This window comes from Methylosinus sporium (assembly GCF_003113265.1).
GTDB lineage: Bacteria > Pseudomonadota > Alphaproteobacteria > Rhizobiales > Beijerinckiaceae > Methylosinus > Methylosinus sporium.
On the sequence record NZ_PUIV01000019.1, the window covers coordinates 47,311 to 65,943 of the forward strand.

Consider the following 18,633-nt stretch of genomic DNA (forward strand, 5'->3'; position numbering starts at 1 on the left):
CTTTCTTCTAACCCTTGCTTTTACTGAGATTCCAGCACATCACTCCACTGTGCCGGGTCCGAGCGATTCGACGCCGCTCGATTTTCGGCGCTCAGCCCATGTCGACGACCGGCTCCCGGCGGAAGCAGGAGGGATGAGACCATGGTCAATAAATTGGAACTGGTCGAGCATGTCGCCGAGGCGACCGAAACGTCGAAGGCCGCCGCCGCCGCCGCCCTCGATGCGGTGATCGACGGCATCACCCTGGCTCTCAAGAAGGGCGAAGAGGTGCGTCTCGTCGGTTTCGGCACTTTCTCGGTCAAGAAGCGCGCGGAGGGCAAGGGCCGTAATCCCGCGACCGGCGAAGAGATCACGATTCCCGCTTCCACGAGCGCCCGCTTCAAGCCCGGCGCCACGCTCAAAGCCGAGCTCAACAAGACCAAATAGCCGAAAGCGCAAACCGGCCGAGCAGGCAGGCTCCGCCGCCGCTCGCCCCTTTCGACTGGAATTCAGGCTCGCCGCCGGGGCGCGACCGTCGCCGGCGGCATTGTCGTCTCTCGCCTCGCGCGACGCGTCTTGCGCGGAGGGGGCGCCCTCCCCTAAAACATGCGGCGTCGATCCTGGTCGACGCGCGGGCGGTTAGCTCAGTCGGTAGAGCGTCTCGTTTACACCGAGAGGGTCGGCGGTTCGAGCCCGTCACCGCCCACCATGCCGCGATTTCGGGAGAGGCCCGCGCGAGCGGCAGAGCATTCGGCCGCCGGCGAAGGGCGGCGACAAAGGGCGGCGAATGGCCGCTTCGGGGATCGAGGACGCAGCGCCGACAGCATGAGCCGTAATTTCGTCCTTCTCCTCGTCTCGGCCGCGCTGAGCGCGGCGGCTTCGGCCAAGGCCGAGGAGATGTCCTTCCGTCTCGCGACGACGGCGAACGATCATTGCGCCGAGCATTGCCCGCGCGTCATCGTGGCGGAGGGCGAGATCGTCGAGGACACGGCCGACGCTTTTGTCGGCTTTCTGCGCGAGCAGGGGCGCGAGACCGAGCTGCGCAGCATCGTGCTGCTGGATTCGCCCGGCGGCCGCGTGGTCGCCTCCATGCAGCTCGGGCAGGCGCTGCGCCGGCTCGGCATGGCGGTGATCGTCGCGCGCGTCGAGCCGGAGAGCGGCGCGCTCGTTTCCGGGCGCTGCTATTCCGCTTGCGTCTATGCGCTGATGGGCGGCCGCAAACGGGTGATTCCGCGCCAGAGCCGGGTCGGCGTGCATCGCATGTTCAATTATGTCGACGGCGTCGATCCGAGGAGCGGCGAGACGCTGCGCGAGCGCCGCTACGACGATGGCGGAATGCGCCGCACTCTGGCCCGCTACAGCGCCTCCATGGGCGTGAGCCAGGATCTGATCGCGCTGGCCGAGCGCACCTCGCCCGATCGCGTCCATCTTCTTTCCGCCGCCGAGATCGCCCGCTGGCGTCTCGGCTCGCCAAAGCTGTAAAAGAGCCGCCGAGCGGGGAACTCCTCGGCGCATCCACTCAACCGGCAGGATTGGTCGTTCCATGAAACATATCATCGATGGTCTCGAGCAGCGGCGCGATTCGGCGCGTCTCGGCGGCGGCGTCAAGCGCATCGACGCGCAACATGCGCGCGGCAAGCTCACGGCGCGCGAGCGCATCGATCTGCTGCTCGATCACGGCTCTTTCGAGGAGTTCGACATGTTCGTCGAGCACCGCTGCGCCGATTTCGGCATGGACAAGGGCGAGAAAATTTCCGGCGACGGCGTCGTCACCGGCTGGGGCACGGTCAATGGCCGCGCCGTCTTCGTCTTCGCCAAGGATTTCACCGTCTTCGGCGGCTCTCTCTCGGAGACCCACGCGCAGAAAATCACCAAGCTGCAGGATATGGCGCTGAAGAACAGGGCGCCGATCATCGGCCTGTTCGACGCCGGCGGCGCGCGCATTCAGGAGGGCGTCGCGGCGCTCGGGGGCTATGGCGAGGTGTTCCAGCGCAATGTGATGGCCTCGGGCGTCATTCCGCAGATTTCCGTCATCATGGGCCCCTGCGCCGGCGGCGACGTCTATTCGCCGGCCATGACCGACTTCATCTTCATGGTGCGCGACACGAGCTATATGTTCGTCACCGGCCCGGATGTGGTGAAGACCGTCACCAATGAAACGGTGACGGCCGAGGAGCTGGGCGGCGCCTCTGTGCACACCACCAAGAGCTCCATCGCCGACAAGGCCTATGACAATGACGTCGAGGCGCTGCTGCAGATGCGCAGGCTCATCGACTTCCTGCCCTCCTCCAATAAGGAGGAGCCGCCGGAATGGCCGAGCTTCGACGAGGCGGAGCGCCTGGACGCCTCGCTCGACACTCTGGTCCCCGACAATCCCAACAAGCCCTATGATATCAAAGAGCTGATCACGAAGATCGCCGATGAGGGCGATTTCTTCGAGATTCAGGAGACGCACGCCAAGAATATCGTGGTCGGTTTCGGCCGCATCGAGGGCCGTACGGTCGGCTTCGTCGCCAATCAGCCCATGGTGCTGGCCGGCGTGCTCGACATCGACGCCTCGAAGAAGGCGGCGCGCTTCGTGCGCTTCTGCGATTGTTTCAATATTCCGATCGTCACTTTCGTCGACGTTCCCGGCTTCTTGCCCGGCACGGCGCAGGAATATGGCGGCCTCATCAAGCATGGCGCCAAGCTGCTCTTCGCCTATGCCGAGGCCACTGTTCCGAAAGTGACGCTGATCACGCGCAAGGCCTTCGGCGGCGCCTATGACGTCATGGCCTCCAAGCATTTGCGCGGCGATGTGAACTACGCCTGGCCCTCGGCGCAGATCGCCGTCATGGGCGCCAAGGGCGCGGTCGAGATCATCTTCCGCGCCGATATCGGCGACGCCGAGAAGATCGCCCAGCGCACCAAGGAATATGAGGATCGCTTCCTGTCGCCCTTCGTCGCCGCCGAGCGCGGCTATATCGACGAGGTGATCATGCCGAGCGCGACGCGCAAGCGCATCGCCCGCGCGCTGGCCCTGCTGCGCCACAAGGAGTTGGAAAACCCCTGGAAGAAGCACGACAACATCCCGCTCTGACCCATCCTTTCGGATAGGTCGGCGCGCCGGCTCCCCGGGTGGGCCGGCGCGCCTTTCCGCTCGAGCGGAGAACAGCCTGCCCCGAAGTCGGGCGCCCGCCGCACAATTTCATTCCAGCGGCGGGCTTTTTCAGATGACAAAGCATTCGGCCTGTCATAATGTCCCTTTCGCCGAGCTGGCTAAAAACATTTGAACGCAGAAAGCGTTCGACAATCGCTGGCTGAGGTCCAAGTCGGGGAGGACGCCGGAACTCTGCACGTCTCGCGAGACGCTCCACACTATTCTCGCGGATGGCGCCTATCGACGAGTCCGGTCAAAGGACGGGTACCAAAGAGTGGGGAGAGGCAAGGGCCGTCCCCGCTCTTTGTGTCTGTAGAGGCGCGATAGAGCTTTTCATTCGATAGATAGCTACTGCCTATAAAGCGCGGCGCCCTCCGCCTGCGGCTCCACTCGCAACCTTCGGAGAAACGGAAATGTCCATCAAGCGGATCGGCGCCGGCGCGCGCATGAGCAAGGCCGTCGTGCATGGCGGCGTGATCTATACGGCGGGCCAGGTCGCCGACGCCGCCAAGGGCGGCGCGGTCGCCGATCAGACGCGCGAGATCCTCGGACTCATCGACACGATTCTGCAGGAGGCCGGCAGCGAGAAGGCGAAGATTCTCTCGGCGACGATCTACCTCGCCGACATAGCGACTTTCGCCGAGATGAACTCGGTTTGGGACGTCTGGGTCGACAAGAGCAATCCGCCGGCTCGCGCCACTGTCGAGGCGAAGCTCGTCACGCCCGATTACAAGGTCGAGATCGCCGTCATCGCGGCGCTGTGAGGCCGGTCAGCGGATTGTCCGGATCATAGGCGTAGCGCAGGGTCTCGAAGCGCATGGAGCGGGCGTCCATCAGCAGCAGGCGCCCGACCAGCCCCTCACCGAAGCCGACGATCTCGCGGATGATTTCCAGCGCCATCATCGCGCCGACGATTCCGGTGAGCGCGCCGAGCACGCCGGCCTCCTCGCAGCTCGGCACGGCGCCCGGCGGCGGCGCGGCGGGGAAGAGACAGCGATAGGTCGGATTGGGCTTGCCCGCAGCGTCGCTCTCGAAGGGGCGCAGCGTCGTCAGCGAGGCGTCGAAGCCGCCGACCGCCGCCGTGACGAGCGGCTTTTTTTCGTAGAAGCACGCGTCCGAGACGAGATAGCGCGTCGAGAAGTTATCGGAGCCGTCGGCGACGATGTCGTAGTCCGCGATCAATGTTCGCGCATTCTGGTCGGTGAGGCGCAGCGCATGGGGCTCGACATGCACATGCGGGTTGAGCCGATGGATGGCGTCCTTGGCGCTGTCCACCTTCAGTCGCCCGACGGCGGTGGTATGGTGGATCACCTGCCGCTGCAGATTGGACAGCGAGACCTCGTCGTCATCGACAATGCCCAGCACGCCGACGCCGCCCGCCGCGAGATATTGCAGCAGCGGCGCGCCGAGCCCGCCGGCGCCGACGACGAGCACGCGCGCCTTCTTCAGCCGCTGCTGGCCGGGCCCGCCGACCTCGCGCAGGACGATGTGGCGGGCGTAGCGCTCGATTTCTTCGGCCGAGAGGCTCATGTCGTTTTTCCTGCGCCGAAGCTCACGCGGCGGCCGCGTTCGTCGTAATATTTAGCAGCTTCGCGGCGAGCGCGAAATCGGAGGAGAAGATGACGCGGCCTCCCCTCGACCCCCCGGCGCCAGAGGCGCAGGAGCGTCTCGCTACGGCGATCCAGAGCAATCCGCACAATGCCGTCATCCTGGAGCGTCTGCCGACCCTTCGGCTCGCCGACGTCTGGCTCGTCGCCGGCTGCCTGTTCCAGACGGTTTGGAATCTCGACTACGGCCGGCCGGCGACGCAGGACATATTCGATTACGACATTTTCTATTTCGACGACGATCTCTCCTATGATGCGGAGGATCGCGTCATTCGCCGCGCTCGCGCGCTCTTCGCCGATCTTCCGATTCGCGTCGATTTGAAGAATCAGGCGCGCGTGCATCTTTGGTATGGCGAGCGCTTCGGTCCGGGCTATCCGCAGCTGCGCAGCAGCGCCGATGGCGTCGATCGTTTTCTCATCGAATGCACGCGTGTCGCCGCGCGCTGTGTGGACGGCGCGCTGGAGCTCTATGCGCCGGCGCGTCTCGACGATCTTTTCGCCGGCGTGCTGCGCCCCAATCCGCTCAATCTGCGGCCGGAGCTGTTCGCGGCGAAAGCCGCGAGCCTTCGCGCGCGCTGGCCCTTTCTCACCATCGCCGAAACACACGCGTGATCCGCGTGAAAGCGTTTTCGCGCTTGCATAAAACGCCGTCGCAGACTTTCCTTGAACAGGCGCTGATTCGGCGCTTTGTCCCGCAAGGACCGCCTATGAACCTACCGGCCCCGCCCACCGGACTCTATCCCGAAGACTATGAGAGAATCGAAGCCGCGGTGATGGAGACCGTGCGCGGCCGCTGGTTCCTGCTCGAATATGCGCGTCGTCAGCGCGCCGAGGAGACCGAGCGGCTGGTGCTGGCGGTGGATCGGCTGGAGCGCGCCGCCGCGCGCGCAGAGGAGCAGGAGGCCGTTGCCGACTGGCGCCTGCCGCGTCGCCTCGTCGAGCGCGCGCGGGAATTCGCACGCACGCTGCGCGCCAGCGGCGTCGAGGAGAAGCTCTGCGCGCAGGCCGATGCGCTGGTCGAGCAATTTTCCAAATTGCTCGATGCGCCTGCGGCGGAGCCGGAAGAGGCGCCGAGCGCGATCGTCGAGGCCGCGGCGATCGAGATCGTCGACGAGCCGCGTGAAATCCTCGAGGAGCGCGTCGAGTTCGAGACTTTGGCGGAGGCCGAGATCATCGAGCCCGAGCCGATCGACGCCCAGCCGATCTCGGTCGAATCCTTCGAGGCGGAAGCAGTCGTCGGCGAGTCGATCGAGATCGAGGCCGTCGCTTCCGAGCCGGAGCCTGTCGCCTTCGAGCCCGAGCCCGTCGTCCAGATCGAGGAGCCGCCGCAGGCGATAGAGATCGCCGAATCTGCCGCCTTCGCCGAGCTGGCGTCCAATGAGATCGTGTTCGAGGAATTGGTCGCTCGCGCGATTCTGCCGGAGGAGACCGCGCCGCTCGAGCTCGATGCGCCCAAATTCGGTTCGTCCGAGGTCGGCCTTCCTATACGCGCTTCGACGAGGGCCGAGCCGGCGGGACCGGTCGATCCGCGCCTCGTCGCGCTGTCACGGCTCGATCATCTCTCCCTGCACGAAAAGCTTCGGCTGTTTGGCTGACGAGGACTTACCGGCGGCCGCCTGAGCCGCCGCCTCGACGCCGTTTTGATGCGCGAGCGCGACATTGCCGAGAAACTGCTGCGCGCTCGCCTCCCAGGTGAAGGTCAGCGCATGGGCGCGTGCAATGGCCCGCGGAATCTCCGTCGCCGCGAGGCAGGCCGCCTGCAAATCTTCGCTGAGAACGCCGGCGCCGCTCGCGCCGACGACATCGAGAGGCCCCGCCACCGGAAAGGCGGCGACCGGCAAGCCGCAGGCCATGGCCTCCAGCAGCACCATTCCGAAAGTGTCGGTGCGGCTCGGAAAAACGAACACGTCCGAGCTCGCGTAGAGCGTGGCCAGCTCGGCGCTGGTCTGCACGCCGAGGAAACGCGCTTGCGGATAGGCCGCCTCGAGCGCGGCGCGGGCTGGTCCGTCGCCGGCCAGAAGCTTCGTGCCGGGAAGATCGAGCGCGAGAAAGGCTTCGATATTCTTCTCCACGGCGAGCCGGCCGGCATAGAGATAGATCGGCCGCGGTAAGCCGAGATCGACGGCCTTCTCCGGATGAAAGAGCTGATGGTCGACGCCGCGCGACCAGCGCATCAGCCGGCGGAATCCCCGCGCGGAAAGCTCCTGCGCCAGCGTTTGCGTCGAGACCATCGTCCCGGCGCCGCTATTGTGAAAGCGGCGCAGCAGCGCATAGGTCACGCCGACAGGAAAGCGCGTGCGGGCGTGAATATATTCGGGAAAGCGCGTGTGATAGCTCGTCGTGAAGCGCCGGCCCTGGCGCAGGCAGCAGGCGCGCGTCGCCAGCCCCACGGGCCCTTCCGTGGCGATATGGACGTGATCATAGCCCTGGGCCAGCCGTTTCGCCGCCGCCCCGGCAGTGGCGAAGGCGAGCTGAATTTCCGGATAGGTCGGCATTGGGATGGAGGAGAAATCCTGCGGGGTCAGGAAATCGATCGATGCGCCGAGCGCGCTCGCCGCGCTCGCCATCGCCTCCAGGGAACGCACGACGCCGTTGACTTGCGGACGCCAAGCGTCCGTCGCGATCAATATCCGCATCAGGCGGCGGCCCTCGCCTGCGGCAGGGCCGGCGGCTGCTGGGCGGCGGCGGCCTCGGCGGCCGCCTGCTCCTTGGCGGTCTTGCGCCAATAGAGAATCTCGAAGCGGCCGTCCGGATGCTCGGCGATCGCGGTGCAGCTCTCGACGAAATCGCCGGTGTTCACATAGAGCATTCCCTCTATGTGGCGGATCGTCGCGTGGTGGATATGACCGCAGACGACGCCGTCGACGCCGCGCCGCGCCGCTTCCGCCGCCAGAGTCTGCTCGAAATCGCCGATGAAGTTCACGGCGTTCTTCACCTTCAGCTTGGCCCAGGCGGAGAAGGACCAATAATCGACGCCGAACAGGCGGCGCACACGATTGGCCCAGGTGTTGGCGAAGAGCGCGGCCTCATAGGCCCAGTCGCCGAGAAAGGCGAGCCAGCGCGCGTGCCGCACGACGATGTCGAACTGATCGCCGTGGATGACCAGCATTTTCTTGCCGTCGGCGGTCTCGTGAATGTCGGTGTCCGCGACCTCGACGCCGCCGAACTCCATGCCCGTGTAGTCGCGGGCGAATTCGTCGTGATTGCCGGGCACATAGACGACGCGCGCGCCCTTGCGCGCCTTGCGCAGCAGCTTCTGCACGACGTCATTGTGGGCCTGCGGCCAATACCAGCCGCCCTTCAAGCGCCAGCCGTCGACGATATCGCCGACGAGATAGATGGTGTCGGCGTCGTGATGCTTCAGAAAGTCGAGCAGAAGCTCGGCTTGAAGCCCTCGCGTGCCGAGATGGAGATCCGACAGGAACAGTGTCCTGAAGCGCTTGGCGCTCTGCGAATCGGCCAATGAATCGTTTGCGGTCATTTCGACGCGCTCGCCTCTTTTTGTGCCGCAGCGTCTCCTTCCCACCAGATTCTTGTTGCGTAACGATGACACCGGCCGAGGCGCGAATGGCGAAGGCGAATTTCCCGTTCGATATTTCGAACGAATTCGAGTACTAGCCGAGCGGATCGACGAGGAGCGGATGTCATGGGTGTGGAAGGCCGGGAGAAGCAGAAGATTCTGGAGGCGGGAGCTCTGGCTTTGTCCGGCCAGCTCGGCGCGACTGTCCAGCGTCTGCGCAAGGCCTATAATCTGTCGCTGTCGGAACTCTCCCAGCAATCCGGCGTCGCCAAATCGATCATCAGCCAGATCGAGCGCAACGAGACCAATCCGACGCTCGCGACCATCTGGCGCCTCGCCCAGGCTCTCGATGTCTCCATCGAGCGTGTGCTGCAGACCACGGAGGACGAGCCTTTCCTCGAGAAGACGAGCCGAGCCGACACGCCGATTCTCGTCTCCGACGACGGCAAGTGCCGGCTCGCCATAATCGGTTGGATCAAGACCGTAGAATGGCTGCAATTCTATGAATTCTCCGCCGATCCGGGGGGAGTGCTCGAATCCGAGGCGCATCAGCGCGGCTCGGTCGAGAGCCTGTCCTTGCGCGAGGGCGAGCTCGAGGTGGAGGTCGCCGGCGCCAAGGAGATCGTGCGGGCGGGCGAGACGCTGCGCTACCGCTGCGACCGTCCGCATGTGATCCGCAATCTCGGGCCGAGCGCCGCTCAAGCGACGATGGTCTGCATTCTCAAAGCCGCCGCTATGGAGTGAGCGATTGACGAATTTCGAAAGAACGGACGCGGCCGATCGTCTGGCCGAGTCCAAATTGTCTCTGCTGCAGGCGTCCATCTATGCGATCGTCGGCGTGCAATTGCCCTTTTTCGCCATTTGGCTGTCGTCGCGCGGGCTCGACGCGCTGGAGATCGCCGCTCTGATGGCCGTGCAGCCGGTCATTCGCATCGTCTCCATGCTGGTCGCTTCGCATCGCGCCGACCGCATCGGCGACCATGGCGCGCTTCTCGTCGGCTGCGTCGCGGCCATGGCGGCGGCCTTCGCCATGATGGGCCTGTCCACGGGCTTTGTTCCGCTGCTCGTCGCGGCGGCGATGGTCGCGCTGGCGCAGGGGCCGCTGGGGCCGCTCGCCGATGGCGTCACCTTCGGCGAGGCGCGCCGCCGGCGCGATCTCGGCCTGCCGCAGCTGCATTATTCCTGGGTGCGAGGCTGGGGCTCCGTCGCCATCCTCGTTTTTCTCATTCTGAGCGGTCCCGTGGCCGGCAGCCTGCCGGTCGAGGATATCATCTGGCTGCTGACCGGCGTCGCCGTTCTGGCCTGCGCCGCCAGCCTCGTCTCGCTCATCGGCCTCGCGCGGCCGGCCCTCATCTCCGGTCGCCGCAGAGCCGCGCCGATGGAGCGCGTCGAGATCGTCGCATTGGTCATCGCCGCCGCGACCCTCGTCCAGAGCTCGCACGCCATGGTCAACACTTTCGGCGCCTTGCATTGGAAGGCGATGGGGCACGACGACACTTTCATCGCTTTCGCCTGGGTGGCGGCGCTGGCGACCGAGGTCGTGGTGTTTCTGATGGCGGGCCGCTGGTTCGGCGGCGAGCGGAACGCGGCTTATTTTCTCGTCGCGGGAGGCATAGGCGCGGTCGTGCGCTGGATGCTGATGGCCGCCGACCTGCCCCCGACCGGCATTTTTCTCGCCCAGGCGCTTCATGGCGCCTCATGCGCCGCGGTGCAGATCGGCCCGGCCTATCTGCTCGCCGAGCTCGGCGGCAAGGATCGGCTCGCCCAATCGCAGGCTTGGCTCGCGGCGGCGATCGCCGGCGGAACCAGCCTGCTCACATTCTCGTCGGGCCCGCTCTATTCCGCGGCCGGCGAGCACGGCTATCTGGCGATGGCCGCGGTCGCTTTTGTCGGCCTTCTGCTCGCGGCCGGGGTCGTTCAGATCACTTCGGGTCATCGTGCGAAGGCCGAGCCGCTGGAGACTCGCGCCGACGCCGAGCCGGAGCGCAGCGGCGCCTGAGCCCTCTCTTACGAGAGGTCGCCCATGTGCTTTTGCGAGTAGAGTTGCACGCCGAGCTGCTTGATCAGCTCGAGCTGCGTCTCCAGGAAGTCGATATGACGCTCCTCGCTCTCGACGACCTCTTCGAACAGCAGCTTGCTGACGCGATCGTTGATCGACAGCGCATAGGCCGCCGCCTCGAGATAGAGCGCGCGCGCGTCGACTTCCGTGGCGAGGTCGAGGCGGATGATCTCCTCGACCGACTGGCCGATGCGCAGAGGATCGAGGCTCTGCATGTTCGGAAAGCCCTCGAGGAAGAGGATGCGGTGCACGAATTTATCGGCGTGCTCCATCTCCTCGATGGATTCGTGACGCCACTTCTTGCCGAGCTCCTTGAAGCCCCAATTGTCGAGAATGCGATAATGCAGCCAATATTGATTGATCGCCGTCAGCTCGGCGCGGACGCCGCGGTTCAGATATTCCAAGAGCTTCGCGTCACCGCGCATGTTGTTTCCCCTTCCGCCCGGCCAGAGCGGACCGGGTCAAGCAGCCAATTCGTCGGCGCGACAATTATCGCATTCGCCGGCTCCGCTGCAATGATCGGACGGAACCGCCGCATGTTGGTCGACGATCGCGCTGATGTTGCGCGCGCATCGGCCGCAACGCGGCTCGCACCCCATATGCCGGAAAATCGCGCCGACGCTCGGCCGATCCGATCTTCCCCCGAGAGCTTCGCGGACTTGTCCGTCCGAGAGCACATTGCAAGAGCAGACGATCATCTCCGCACCTAGTTTGGAAAGGTTGTAAACTAGCTGTGATTTCAGTAGCTTATCGTACCGTTCCGGTTCTGGCTAGAGGCCTTTGTCGGCTTTCCGACAGCGGTCTCGGGGATCACGGAGACTTCGCAAATCGCGCGCCACGGCCATTCGGCCGCGCCAGATTATTTGTTGTGGATAAAAGACGCGGCAAGGCCTGGGGCGCGCTCGCGCCCGGCTCTTTTGAAAATCTTTCGCGTCAAGAAAGGCTTCAGACGAATCTTCGCGCCGAATCTTCGCGCCTCGAACGGAAGGGCAGGATCCGATGTCAGATCTCGCAGACCTTTTTCCCGGCTTCGCTTCGCAATGGATCGACGCGCCCGCCGGCTCCATTTTCGTCCGCTCCGCCGGATCGGGGCCGCCGCTGCTGCTGCTGCACGGCTTCGGCGAGACTCATGTCGCCTTTGCGAAGCTCGCGCCGCGGCTCGCCGAGCGCTTCTTCGTCGTCGCCATGGATTTGCGCGGCTATGGCTGGTCCTCCGCGCCGGCGAGCGAGAAGGGCGAGGCCTATACGAAGCGCGCGCAGGGCGAGGACGTCATCGTCGTGATGGAGCAACTCGGCCATGTACGCTTCTCGCTCGTCGGCCATGATCGCGGCGCGCGCGTCGGCTTCCGCCTGGCGCTCGACCATCCGGGACGGCTGGAGAAGCTCGCTCTGCTCGACATAGCCCCGCTCGAGGAATCGCTCGGCGACGCCGGTCTTCTTCGCGTCGGTCGCGCGCGTCTGCTGTCGCAGCCGGCGCCAAAGCCCGAGCAATTGATCGGACTCGATCCGAAAGGCTTTCTCGCCGATGCGCTGGCGAGTGGAACCAAGAGCGGAACGCTCGACGCTTTCGATCCGCGCGCGCTCGCCCATTATCGCGCGGCTTTCGACGAACCCTCGCGCATTCACGCCTTTTGCGAGGATTTTCGCGCCGGCGCGGGCGTGGACCGCGAGCTCGACCTCGCCGATCGCGCCTCCGGCGAGAAGATCGTCGTCCCCACTCTGGCGCTATGGGGCGCAGCGAGCTTTTCCGGCCATGGCGAGGCGTTGCTCGCGCAATGGCGCGAATGGGCGGAGGATCTTCGCGGGGTCGAGATCGACAGCGGTCATTATCTCGCAGAGGAGGCGCCCGAGGCGACATTCGCCGCGCTCGACCTTTTTCTGTGAGCGAATTTCCCTTCAGCGTCGCTGTTGCGCTCGGCGGCGGCGGCGCGCGCGGCCTCGCTCACATCGCCGTGCTGGAGACGCTGGACCAATTGGGCGTGCGTCCCTGCGCCATCGCCGGCGCGTCGATCGGCGCGATCATCGGCGCCGCTTACGCCGCGGGCTTTTCCGGCGCGGAGCTGCGCGCCCATGCGGAGGCGACATTCCGCAATCGCGTTCGCCTCGCGCGCCGGCTGCTGCGCTCGCGGACGCGGCGGCGGGGGCGCACCTTCTCCGATCTCGCGCATCCGGCGCTCATCGATGCGGAGCGTTTTCTCGATTCCTTCTGGCCGCAGGGAATGCCGCAGACTTTCGAGGAACTGCAAATTCCCTTCATCGCCGTGGCGACGGATTTTCGCCTGCGCCGCGCGGCCGCCATTTCCTCCGGCCCGCTGCGCCCGGCCGTCGGCGGCTCCATGGCGATTCCAGGTCTCGTGCGGCCGGTCGCCTATGGCGACAGCTATCTGATCGACGGCGGCCTCGTCGATCCGCTGCCTTACGATCACCTCGCCGGCCGCGCCGATATCGTGCTCGCCGTCGACGTCTCCGGCGCCGCGAGCGGGCGGGCGCGCAATCGTCCGCCCTCGCCGATCGAGACGATCGTCGTCGCCAGCCAGATCATGATGAACGCGATCAGCGAGCGCATGATCGAGGAGAGCCCGCCCGACGTTCTGATCTCGCCCGCGGTCAATCAATATCTCGCGCTCGATCTCTTCAAGGCCAAGCGCATCTTCGAGGCGGGCGACGCCTGCCGCGCGCAGGTGATCGAAGGATTGCAGAGCGCCGCCGCGCGGCTTTCGCTTCAGCGCCGCGCCTGAAAAAAGGCGCGCAGCAATTCGGCCGCCTCGCTCTCGCGCAAGCCGCCATAGACCTCAGGGACATGATGGCAGGACTTCAGCGAGAAGAAGCGCGCGCCATGATCGACGCCGCCGCCTTTCGGATCTTCCGCGGCATAATAGAGCCGGCGAATGCGCGCGAAGGAGATCGCCGCCGCGCACATGGCGCAGGGCTCGAGCGTGACATAGAGATCGCAATCGACGAGCCGCTCGCTCCCGAGCGCCGCGCAGGCGGCGCGTATGGCGAGCATCTCCGCATGAGCCGTGGGGTCCTTGTCGCGCAAGGTGCGATTGCCGGCAACCGCGATGATCTCGCCATTGCGCGCTATAGCCGCGCCGACGGGCACCTCATTGGCGACGAAGGCTTCGCGCGCGGCGTCGAAGGCGGCGGTGAGGGGGTCGGTCAAATGTCGCTCCTCCTTCACCTCTTGTCCAACATTTCGATCGCGTCACGATCGTTTGGCTTCTGTCTCCGCTCAGCTTTCCATGGAGCCTTGATGCGTCCCTCTGCCGCGAGATCAACGCAAATGTCCTTGACGTTTGTTTCCCGCAGCACGAATCTTTCGAGCACCAATTCCCATAGTTTTCCGAATTGGATTGGTCGTTGATGCTCTTGGAGGTAGCGAATAATCCACGCCCGCGCATTCTCTTTGTTTTCCGTGACGATCGCTTCGAACGAGTTGGGTTCGGGAAGTTCGCTAGCCGCGAAGAGAGACGCCTGCCCGCTCTGGGCTTCCTTAATCTCGTGGCGGCGCTCGGATACACGCTTTTCATGACCGCGCAAGACATCGTATTCGACATTACGGAAAGTCGTCAGCCCTTTTGGGCTTCTGGTGCCGTAAACGATCGAGAAATGCGGTCTGTCTGCAACTGCTTTGGAAACATGAGTCGACAACACATGCTTGAAACCACCTTCACTCCTAATTACTCCGCAAAATAGCTTTTCGACCGCCCGTCCTCTAGGAAGTGATGGATCGAGCCGGTCTTTCCAATCTGGTCCGCCCAAGATTGGGTCGAATGTGGCGAGATTCGCTGGGTCGTCCCATCCCGCAAACCGGTTTACGTGGTCGAACATGAAGTTGACCAACACCTCGCCCTCGCGACGTAAAAGAGAGGCGATTTTGGGAAGCGGATAACCGGTCCAGCCTGTCGGGTCGATGAAGGTCAAGGCGAAAGAGCTGCCTACAAATGCCTCGATTTGCGGAATCGCGTCTTCAAATTTGCCGTTGAACGTTGCGACATGAAATCCCTGCTCGGGGGAGTGATAAGCACGCACAGCCGACTCGAGTTGTTTATAGGACTCTCGGTTTTCTTCGACAAAAAAACAACGAATCTGCTTGTTCTTATATTTCTCGTGAGCAACCTTCAGCACATTGATGGCGATCATAAATGAAGTGTCTGAGAAGTCTGCGGTCTTGGACTCCCATGGACCAGAAAAGCCATCAACGTATGTCAAACCACGTCGTCCACCTTCGAGCAGCTTGAACGTCAATGCCTGAAGGTATTTTTTCAAAATGAAGTGCTTGGCGAGTGTCTGCTCACGGCCACTGTAGAAATTATCCATTCGATCATTCCGAAAAGCTACTCAGCGGCAACGGGGAGCGTGCCCCTGGCTGGAGTGATAGAGGGCATTTCGTTCCATTCTAGGCCGTCGAGTATTCGACCTCCAGCCTTTGGCCTCACGCCACCCCATTGCTTGAAGAAAAAAGCGACGCCGGCCGTTATACACTGGTCCCGAATCTCGCGGGCCCATTCGATCTGAATAGGACGGGCCCTAGGGCCGCTCTCTCCACCGACAATAATCCAATTGAGCGAAGTGAGATCGAGATGACCCATGGGGCCGATCAAAGGCTCGAGGGACAGAAAACGCGTAGATGCGTTCATTCCCTGGACGTGTCGAATTCGCGACTTTTTCGCAGCGTCCTCGACCGAGGCCCCGAGCCATATATGCGATGGAGCGGATTGCGTCTGATAACGATTGTTCACGTAATCACGCATCCGTGAACTGCGCTTAGTCAGAACCTGGAAGCTGTGCCAGCTTGCGGCTTCCATCGTATCGAAGACACGGTCGATGAACTCGAGAGGCACTTCCTTGTGAAAGAGGTCGCTCATCGAATTCACGAAAACCATTTTCGCGCGACGCCACTCGAGCGGTTGCCTTAGTCGGTTGGGCCGAAGTTGTAAGTCAAAGCCGGTCTCGAAAGGATGCCCCGCCACCCCACGAAACCGTTCCGAGAATCGCTCCGCGTAGCAGTTTTCGCAGCCAGGGCTGATTTTCGTGCAGCCTGTCACCGGGTTCCACGTCGCATCGGTCCATTCGATTGCCGTTTCGCGCGCCATGCGTCCTGCTCAGAACATAAGACGAACATAGCGTAGCTCGACATGGTTAATCAAGTGTGAAGTTTTACGGCCCTCAATCCCCGCCGGTCCATTCCACCTCCGCGCCGAGCATTCGCAAATTCTCGACGAAGCGCGGATGCGCGCGCTTGATCGGCGTCGCGTTATGGATCATCGAGCGCCCCTCTATGCTCGCCGCCAGCATCAACAGAGCGATGGCGACGCGGATGATATAGGGGCTCTCCACCTGCGCCGGGACTAGCGGCTTGCCGCCGAAGGCGATGAGCCGATGCGGGTCCGACAAAAACACATGCGCGCCGAATTTGGAGAGCTCGCCGGTCCAGCCCAGCGCGCCGTCATAGACCTTGTTCCAGAACATCACGCTGCCTTCGGCCTTGACGCCGAGCGCGATGAAGATGGGCAGCAGATCGACCGGCAGATAGGGCCAGGGCGCCGCCTCCACCTTCTGCAGCACATTGCGGGTGAAGGGCTCGGCCACTTTCAGCGGGCCATTGGCCTTGGTCTTCGACCAGCCGTCCTCATGCACGACATGCACGCCGAATTTCGCGAAGGTGCGGTCGATCAGCGGAAACTGATCCGGCGCGCTATTCTTCACCTCGACGCCGCCGCCGGTGATCGCGCCCAACGCCAGAAAGGTCGCGACCTCGTGGAAGTCTTCCGTCAGATGGAACTCGCCGCCGGAGAGCGAATCGACCCCATCTATGGTGAGCTGCGAGGTGCCGATTCCGGAGATGCGCGCGCCGAGCGTCTGCATGAAGGCGCAGAACTCCTGCACATGCGGCTCGGAGGCGGCGTTGTTGAGCTTGGACTGGCCGCTCGCCAGCGCCGCGCACAGCACGAAATTCTCGGTGGTGGTGACGGAGGCGTAGTCGAGCCAGTGCCGAGTCGCGCGCAAGGGGCCGTCGGAGCGGATGACGAGCGAATCGTCGCTGCGCTCGATCGTCGCGCCGAAGGATTTCAGCACCTCTATATGCGGGTCGATCTCGCGCGCGCCGAGCGTGCAGCCCTTCACATCGTCCTCTATGCGGGCGACGCCGAAGCGCGCCAGCAGCGGCGGGGCCAGCATGATCGAGGAGCGCATCTCCGCCGGCAGGCGATGGATCGACGGATCGAAACGCGTGTCCTCATGGCGCAGCTCGAGCAGGCCGGTCACAAAATCCATCCGCACGTCGCTGCCGAGCGTGCGGAACAATTCGAGGATCTTCTTGACGTCCGTGATCTCCGGCACGCCATGAATGCGCAGCGGCTCTCTGGTCAGCAGCGTGGCGCAGAGAATGGGCAGCACGGCGTTCTTATTCGCGGAAGGGATGATCCTGCCGCTGAGCGGACGTCCGCCATGCACGATCAGATGAGCCATGCCGCCTCCACACCTTTCTATTGCCCCTCGACAACCGAAATAGGGGAGGCCGGCCGCCTTTCGCGGGGCTCCGGCCGACTCCCTACGGGGATTCGAGGCCATAACTCGGATTCATGGCGAATGACGAGTGAAAAAGCGGCCGTCGCGCCTTTCTCTTTGGCCCCGCGACCTGCTATCAGGGCGCGATGACCGACAAAAAGCCAGAAAGACCCGCCCGCCGTAAGGACGGCGGCGACCAGCCGCCGCGTCGCCGCATCCCGGCCAAGAAACCGGCATCGGCCGAGCCCGACGCCGTAGCCAGCGCCTTCGAGGGCGAGCGCATCGCCAAGGTCATGGCGCGCGCCGGCGCTTGCTCGCGCCGCGACGCCGAGATTTGGGTCACGGAAGGGCGCGTCTCCGTCAATGGCCGCGTGCTGGACAGCCCCGCCTTCAATGTGCAGGAGGGCGACCGCATAGAGGTGGACGGCCAGCCGCTCGCCGAGCGTGAGCCGACGCGCTTGTTTCTGTTCCACAAGCCGGCCGGCCTCGTCACCAGCGCCAAGGACCCGGAAGGGCGCGAGACCGTCTTCGGCTTCCTAGAGGAGCGCTTTCCCGATCTGCCGCGCCTCGTCAGTGTCGGGCGGCTCGACATCAACACGGAAGGCCTGCTGCTGCTGACCAATGACGGCGGTCTCGCGCGCACGCTCGAGCTTCCGGCGACGGGCTGGACGCGCCGCTATCGCGTGCGCGCCCATGGCGAGATCGACCAGGCGCGATTGGACGAATTGAAGAAGGGCGTCACCGTCGACGATGTCGATTACGCGCCGATCGACGCCAAGCTCGATCGCGTGCAGGGCGCCAATGTCTGGATCAGCATGGCGCTGCGCGAGGGCAAGAATCGCGAGATCAAGCGCGTGCTCGAGCATTTGGGGCTCGACGTCAATCGGCTGATTCGCATCTCCTTCGGCCCATTTCAGCTCGGCGAGCTGGAGGAGGGCGTCGTCGAGGAGGTGCGGCTGAAGACCTTGCGCGAGCAACTCGGCAAGGGCTTGGCCGAGCTCGCCGGCGTTGATTTTTCGTCGTCCCGCCGCGACTCGGACGAGCCGCCGCATATCGCCGCCGAGGAGGCGCGCCAGCGCGCCAAGACGCGCACGCGCAAGCATGTGACGACCTTGCGCGCCGAGCGTGAGGAAGCGCGCGGCAAAGGCCCGCGCGCCCGCATAGAGCGCGCCGCCACCAGCGACCGCAAAGGCCGCGCCGTGCCGGTGGAGAAGATCGTGCCCGTGCGCCGCGCCGAGGAGCCGGCGACGACGCGCAACGCTCGCCGCTTCCGCGCCGAGAGGGCCGAGGGGGAGGAGAGACCCGCGCGCGTCGCCGGAGAGCGCAAGGAGCGATTCGAGCGGGGCGAGCGTGCCCCTCGGCGCGAGGGCGAAGGACGTCCGCCGCGTCGCGAGGGAGGTGCTGCGCGTCCGCGCGCCGGCGAGCGGACCGAGCGTTTCGATCGCGGCGAGCGTCGCGGCTCGAGCTTTGGCGCTGGCGACGGGCCGCGCCGTGAACGCGCGCCGCGTCGCGAGGGCGAGGGTCGCCCGCCCCGGCGTGAAGGAATGCCGGCGCGCGCTGCGTCGGGCGAGCGGACGGAGCGTTTCGATCGCGGTGAGCGTCGCGGCTCGAGCTTCGGCGCCGGCGATGGGCCGCGCCGCGAGCGCGCGCCGCGTCGTGAGGGCGAGGGTCGCCCGCCCCGGCGTGAAGGAATGCCGGCGCGCGCTGCGTCGGGCGAGCGGACGGAGCGTTTCGATCGCGGTGAGCGTCGCGGCTCGAGCTTCGGCGCCGGCGATGGGCCGCGCCGCGAGCGCGCGCCGCGTCGTGAGGGCGAGGGTCG

20 protein-coding genes and 1 tRNA gene are annotated in these 18,633 nt (G+C 64.7%); 12 read left to right on the forward strand and 9 right to left on the reverse strand.

The genetic code is table 11. The features are described from left to right. Nucleotides 1-141 precede the first annotated feature (141 nt). The 5 genes from C5689_RS12505 to C5689_RS12525 all read left to right on the forward strand — a co-directional run bounded on the left by C5689_RS12505 (nt 142) and on the right by C5689_RS12525 (nt 3,882). Nucleotides 142-426: an HU family DNA-binding protein gene (locus tag C5689_RS12505; protein ID WP_108917602.1), complete on the forward strand. Its 285-nt coding sequence runs from the start codon at nt 142-144 to the stop codon at nt 424-426. Between the two features lie 186 nt (nt 427-612). Next, nucleotides 613-688: transfer RNA gene (locus C5689_RS12510), tRNA-Val, on the forward strand. 116 nt (nt 689-804) lie between these two features. Then, a complete protein-coding gene (locus C5689_RS12515) occupies nt 805-1,461 on the forward strand; it encodes a COG3904 family protein (RefSeq protein ID WP_108917603.1) in 657 nt (218 codons plus the stop codon). A 61-nt stretch (nt 1,462-1,522) separates the two neighbouring features. Next, on the forward strand, nt 1,523-3,058 hold the full coding sequence (locus C5689_RS12520) for an acyl-CoA carboxylase subunit beta (protein WP_108917604.1): 1,536 nt from the start codon (nt 1,523-1,525) through the stop codon (nt 3,056-3,058). A gap of 473 nt (nt 3,059-3,531) precedes the next feature. Further along, nucleotides 3,532-3,882, forward strand: coding sequence for a RidA family protein (locus C5689_RS12525; RefSeq protein WP_108917605.1), 351 nt, complete (start codon nt 3,532-3,534; stop codon nt 3,880-3,882). Here the strand turns inward: C5689_RS12525 and C5689_RS12530 are convergent. After that, on the reverse strand, nt 3,866-4,648 hold the full coding sequence (locus C5689_RS12530; protein ID WP_108917606.1) for a HesA/MoeB/ThiF family protein: 783 nt from the start codon (nt 4,646-4,648) through the stop codon (nt 3,866-3,868). The two genes, C5689_RS12525 and C5689_RS12530, sit on opposite strands and share 17 nt — an antisense overlap. 89 nt (nt 4,649-4,737) lie before the next feature. Here C5689_RS12530 and C5689_RS12535 point away from each other — a divergent pair, with 89 nt between their 5' ends. Both C5689_RS12535 and C5689_RS12540 read left to right on the forward strand, forming a co-directional pair. Next, nucleotides 4,738-5,337 (forward strand): nucleotidyltransferase family protein, encoded by a 600-nt coding sequence (locus C5689_RS12535; RefSeq protein ID WP_167398719.1) that lies wholly within the window; start codon nt 4,738-4,740, stop codon nt 5,335-5,337. Between the two features lie 95 nt (nt 5,338-5,432). Further along, nucleotides 5,433-6,320, forward strand: coding sequence for a hypothetical protein (locus tag C5689_RS12540; protein WP_108917607.1), 888 nt, complete (start codon nt 5,433-5,435; stop codon nt 6,318-6,320). Here the strand turns inward: C5689_RS12540 and C5689_RS12545 are convergent. Both C5689_RS12545 and C5689_RS12550 read right to left on the reverse strand, forming a co-directional pair. After that, complete coding sequence (locus C5689_RS12545) at nt 6,270-7,361, reverse strand: glycosyltransferase family 4 protein (RefSeq protein ID WP_108917608.1); 1,092 nt, start codon at nt 7,359-7,361, stop codon at nt 6,270-6,272. The two genes, C5689_RS12540 and C5689_RS12545, sit on opposite strands and share 51 nt — an antisense overlap. Beyond that, entirely contained in the window at nt 7,361-8,206 is an 846-nt protein-coding gene (locus C5689_RS12550; protein WP_108917609.1) for a UDP-2,3-diacylglucosamine diphosphatase, read from the reverse strand. Before C5689_RS12550 ends, C5689_RS12545 begins: the two co-directional genes overlap by 1 nt. Before the next feature lie 165 nt (nt 8,207-8,371). On the opposite strand from C5689_RS12550, the gene C5689_RS12555 reads away from it, so the two are divergent. Continuing rightward, nucleotides 8,372-8,989, forward strand: coding sequence for a helix-turn-helix domain-containing protein (locus C5689_RS12555; RefSeq protein WP_108917610.1), 618 nt, complete (start codon nt 8,372-8,374; stop codon nt 8,987-8,989). A gap of 4 nt (nt 8,990-8,993) precedes the next feature. Then, entirely contained in the window at nt 8,994-10,244 is a 1,251-nt protein-coding gene (locus C5689_RS12560; RefSeq protein WP_108917611.1) for an MFS transporter, read from the forward strand. Between the two features lie 8 nt (nt 10,245-10,252). On the opposite strand, the gene bfr is transcribed toward C5689_RS12560, so the two are convergent. After that, a complete protein-coding gene (gene bfr, locus C5689_RS12565) occupies nt 10,253-10,729 on the reverse strand; it encodes a bacterioferritin (RefSeq protein ID WP_108917612.1) in 477 nt (158 codons plus the stop codon). Nucleotides 10,730-10,765: 36 nt separating this feature from the next. After that, nucleotides 10,766-11,002, reverse strand: a complete 237-nt coding sequence (locus C5689_RS12570; protein WP_108917613.1) for a (2Fe-2S)-binding protein — start codon at nt 11,000-11,002, stop codon at nt 10,766-10,768. 301 nt (nt 11,003-11,303) lie between these two features. Between C5689_RS12570 and C5689_RS12575 the strand changes: the two genes are divergently transcribed. Further along, nucleotides 11,304-12,188, forward strand: a complete 885-nt coding sequence (locus tag C5689_RS12575; RefSeq protein ID WP_108917614.1) for an alpha/beta fold hydrolase — start codon at nt 11,304-11,306, stop codon at nt 12,186-12,188. Beyond that, nucleotides 12,185-13,042, forward strand: coding sequence for a patatin-like phospholipase family protein (locus tag C5689_RS12580; RefSeq protein WP_108917615.1), 858 nt, complete (start codon nt 12,185-12,187; stop codon nt 13,040-13,042). The genes C5689_RS12575 and C5689_RS12580 overlap by 4 nt, the downstream gene beginning before the upstream one ends. Here C5689_RS12580 and C5689_RS12585 read toward each other — a convergent pair. The 4 genes from C5689_RS12585 to C5689_RS12600 all read right to left on the reverse strand — a co-directional run bounded on the left by C5689_RS12585 (nt 13,027) and on the right by C5689_RS12600 (nt 16,775). Then, the gene (locus C5689_RS12585; RefSeq protein WP_108917627.1) at nt 13,027-13,467 is read right to left on the reverse strand and encodes a nucleoside deaminase; all 441 of its coding nucleotides are present in this window, start codon (nt 13,465-13,467) and stop codon (nt 13,027-13,029) included. The two genes, C5689_RS12580 and C5689_RS12585, sit on opposite strands and share 16 nt — an antisense overlap. 14 nt (nt 13,468-13,481) lie before the next feature. Then, nucleotides 13,482-14,624, reverse strand: coding sequence for a three-Cys-motif partner protein TcmP (tcmP, locus tag C5689_RS12590; RefSeq protein ID WP_108917616.1), 1,143 nt, complete (start codon nt 14,622-14,624; stop codon nt 13,482-13,484). Nucleotides 14,625-14,641: 17 nt separating this feature from the next. Continuing rightward, nucleotides 14,642-15,400, reverse strand: coding sequence for a DUF5131 family protein (locus tag C5689_RS12595; protein ID WP_108917617.1), 759 nt, complete (start codon nt 15,398-15,400; stop codon nt 14,642-14,644). A gap of 73 nt (nt 15,401-15,473) precedes the next feature. Then, nucleotides 15,474-16,775, reverse strand: a complete 1,302-nt coding sequence (locus C5689_RS12600; protein WP_108917618.1) for a UDP-N-acetylglucosamine 1-carboxyvinyltransferase — start codon at nt 16,773-16,775, stop codon at nt 15,474-15,476. Between the two features lie 185 nt (nt 16,776-16,960). Here C5689_RS12600 and C5689_RS12605 point away from each other — a divergent pair. Next, the coding region (locus C5689_RS12605) for a pseudouridine synthase (RefSeq protein WP_108917619.1) at nt 16,961-18,633 on the forward strand (1,673 nt) is incomplete at its 3' end.

Bases quoted from the DNA above. Each gene is read 5' to 3' on its own strand.
- C5689_RS12520 (WP_108917604.1), top strand. From the start codon at position 1,523: ATGAAACATATCATCGATGGTCTCGAGCAGCGGCGCGATTCGGCGCGT.
- C5689_RS12545 (WP_108917608.1), bottom strand. From the start codon at position 7,361: ATGCGGATATTGATCGCGACGGACGCTTGGCGTCCGCAAGTCAACGGC.
- C5689_RS12515 (WP_108917603.1), top strand. From the start codon at position 805: ATGAGCCGTAATTTCGTCCTTCTCCTCGTCTCGGCCGCGCTGAGCGCG.
- C5689_RS12555 (WP_108917610.1), top strand. From the start codon at position 8,372: ATGGGTGTGGAAGGCCGGGAGAAGCAGAAGATTCTGGAGGCGGGAGCT.
- C5689_RS12575 (WP_108917614.1), top strand. From the start codon at position 11,304: ATGTCAGATCTCGCAGACCTTTTTCCCGGCTTCGCTTCGCAATGGATC.
- bfr (WP_108917612.1), bottom strand. From the start codon at position 10,729: ATGCGCGGTGACGCGAAGCTCTTGGAATATCTGAACCGCGGCGTCCGC.
- C5689_RS12505 (WP_108917602.1), top strand. From the start codon at position 142: ATGGTCAATAAATTGGAACTGGTCGAGCATGTCGCCGAGGCGACCGAA.
- C5689_RS12550 (WP_108917609.1), bottom strand. From the start codon at position 8,206: ATGACCGCAAACGATTCATTGGCCGATTCGCAGAGCGCCAAGCGCTTC.
- C5689_RS12535 (WP_167398719.1), top strand. From the start codon at position 4,738: ATGACGCGGCCTCCCCTCGACCCCCCGGCGCCAGAGGCGCAGGAGCGT.
- C5689_RS12600 (WP_108917618.1), bottom strand. From the start codon at position 16,775: ATGGCTCATCTGATCGTGCATGGCGGACGTCCGCTCAGCGGCAGGATC.
- C5689_RS12570 (WP_108917613.1), bottom strand. From the start codon at position 11,002: ATGATCGTCTGCTCTTGCAATGTGCTCTCGGACGGACAAGTCCGCGAA.
- C5689_RS12530 (WP_108917606.1), bottom strand. From the start codon at position 4,648: ATGAGCCTCTCGGCCGAAGAAATCGAGCGCTACGCCCGCCACATCGTC.
- C5689_RS12525 (WP_108917605.1), top strand. From the start codon at position 3,532: ATGTCCATCAAGCGGATCGGCGCCGGCGCGCGCATGAGCAAGGCCGTC.
- tcmP (WP_108917616.1), bottom strand. From the start codon at position 14,624: ATGGATAATTTCTACAGTGGCCGTGAGCAGACACTCGCCAAGCACTTC.
- C5689_RS12595 (WP_108917617.1), bottom strand. From the start codon at position 15,400: ATGGCGCGCGAAACGGCAATCGAATGGACCGATGCGACGTGGAACCCG.
- C5689_RS12540 (WP_108917607.1), top strand. From the start codon at position 5,433: ATGAACCTACCGGCCCCGCCCACCGGACTCTATCCCGAAGACTATGAG.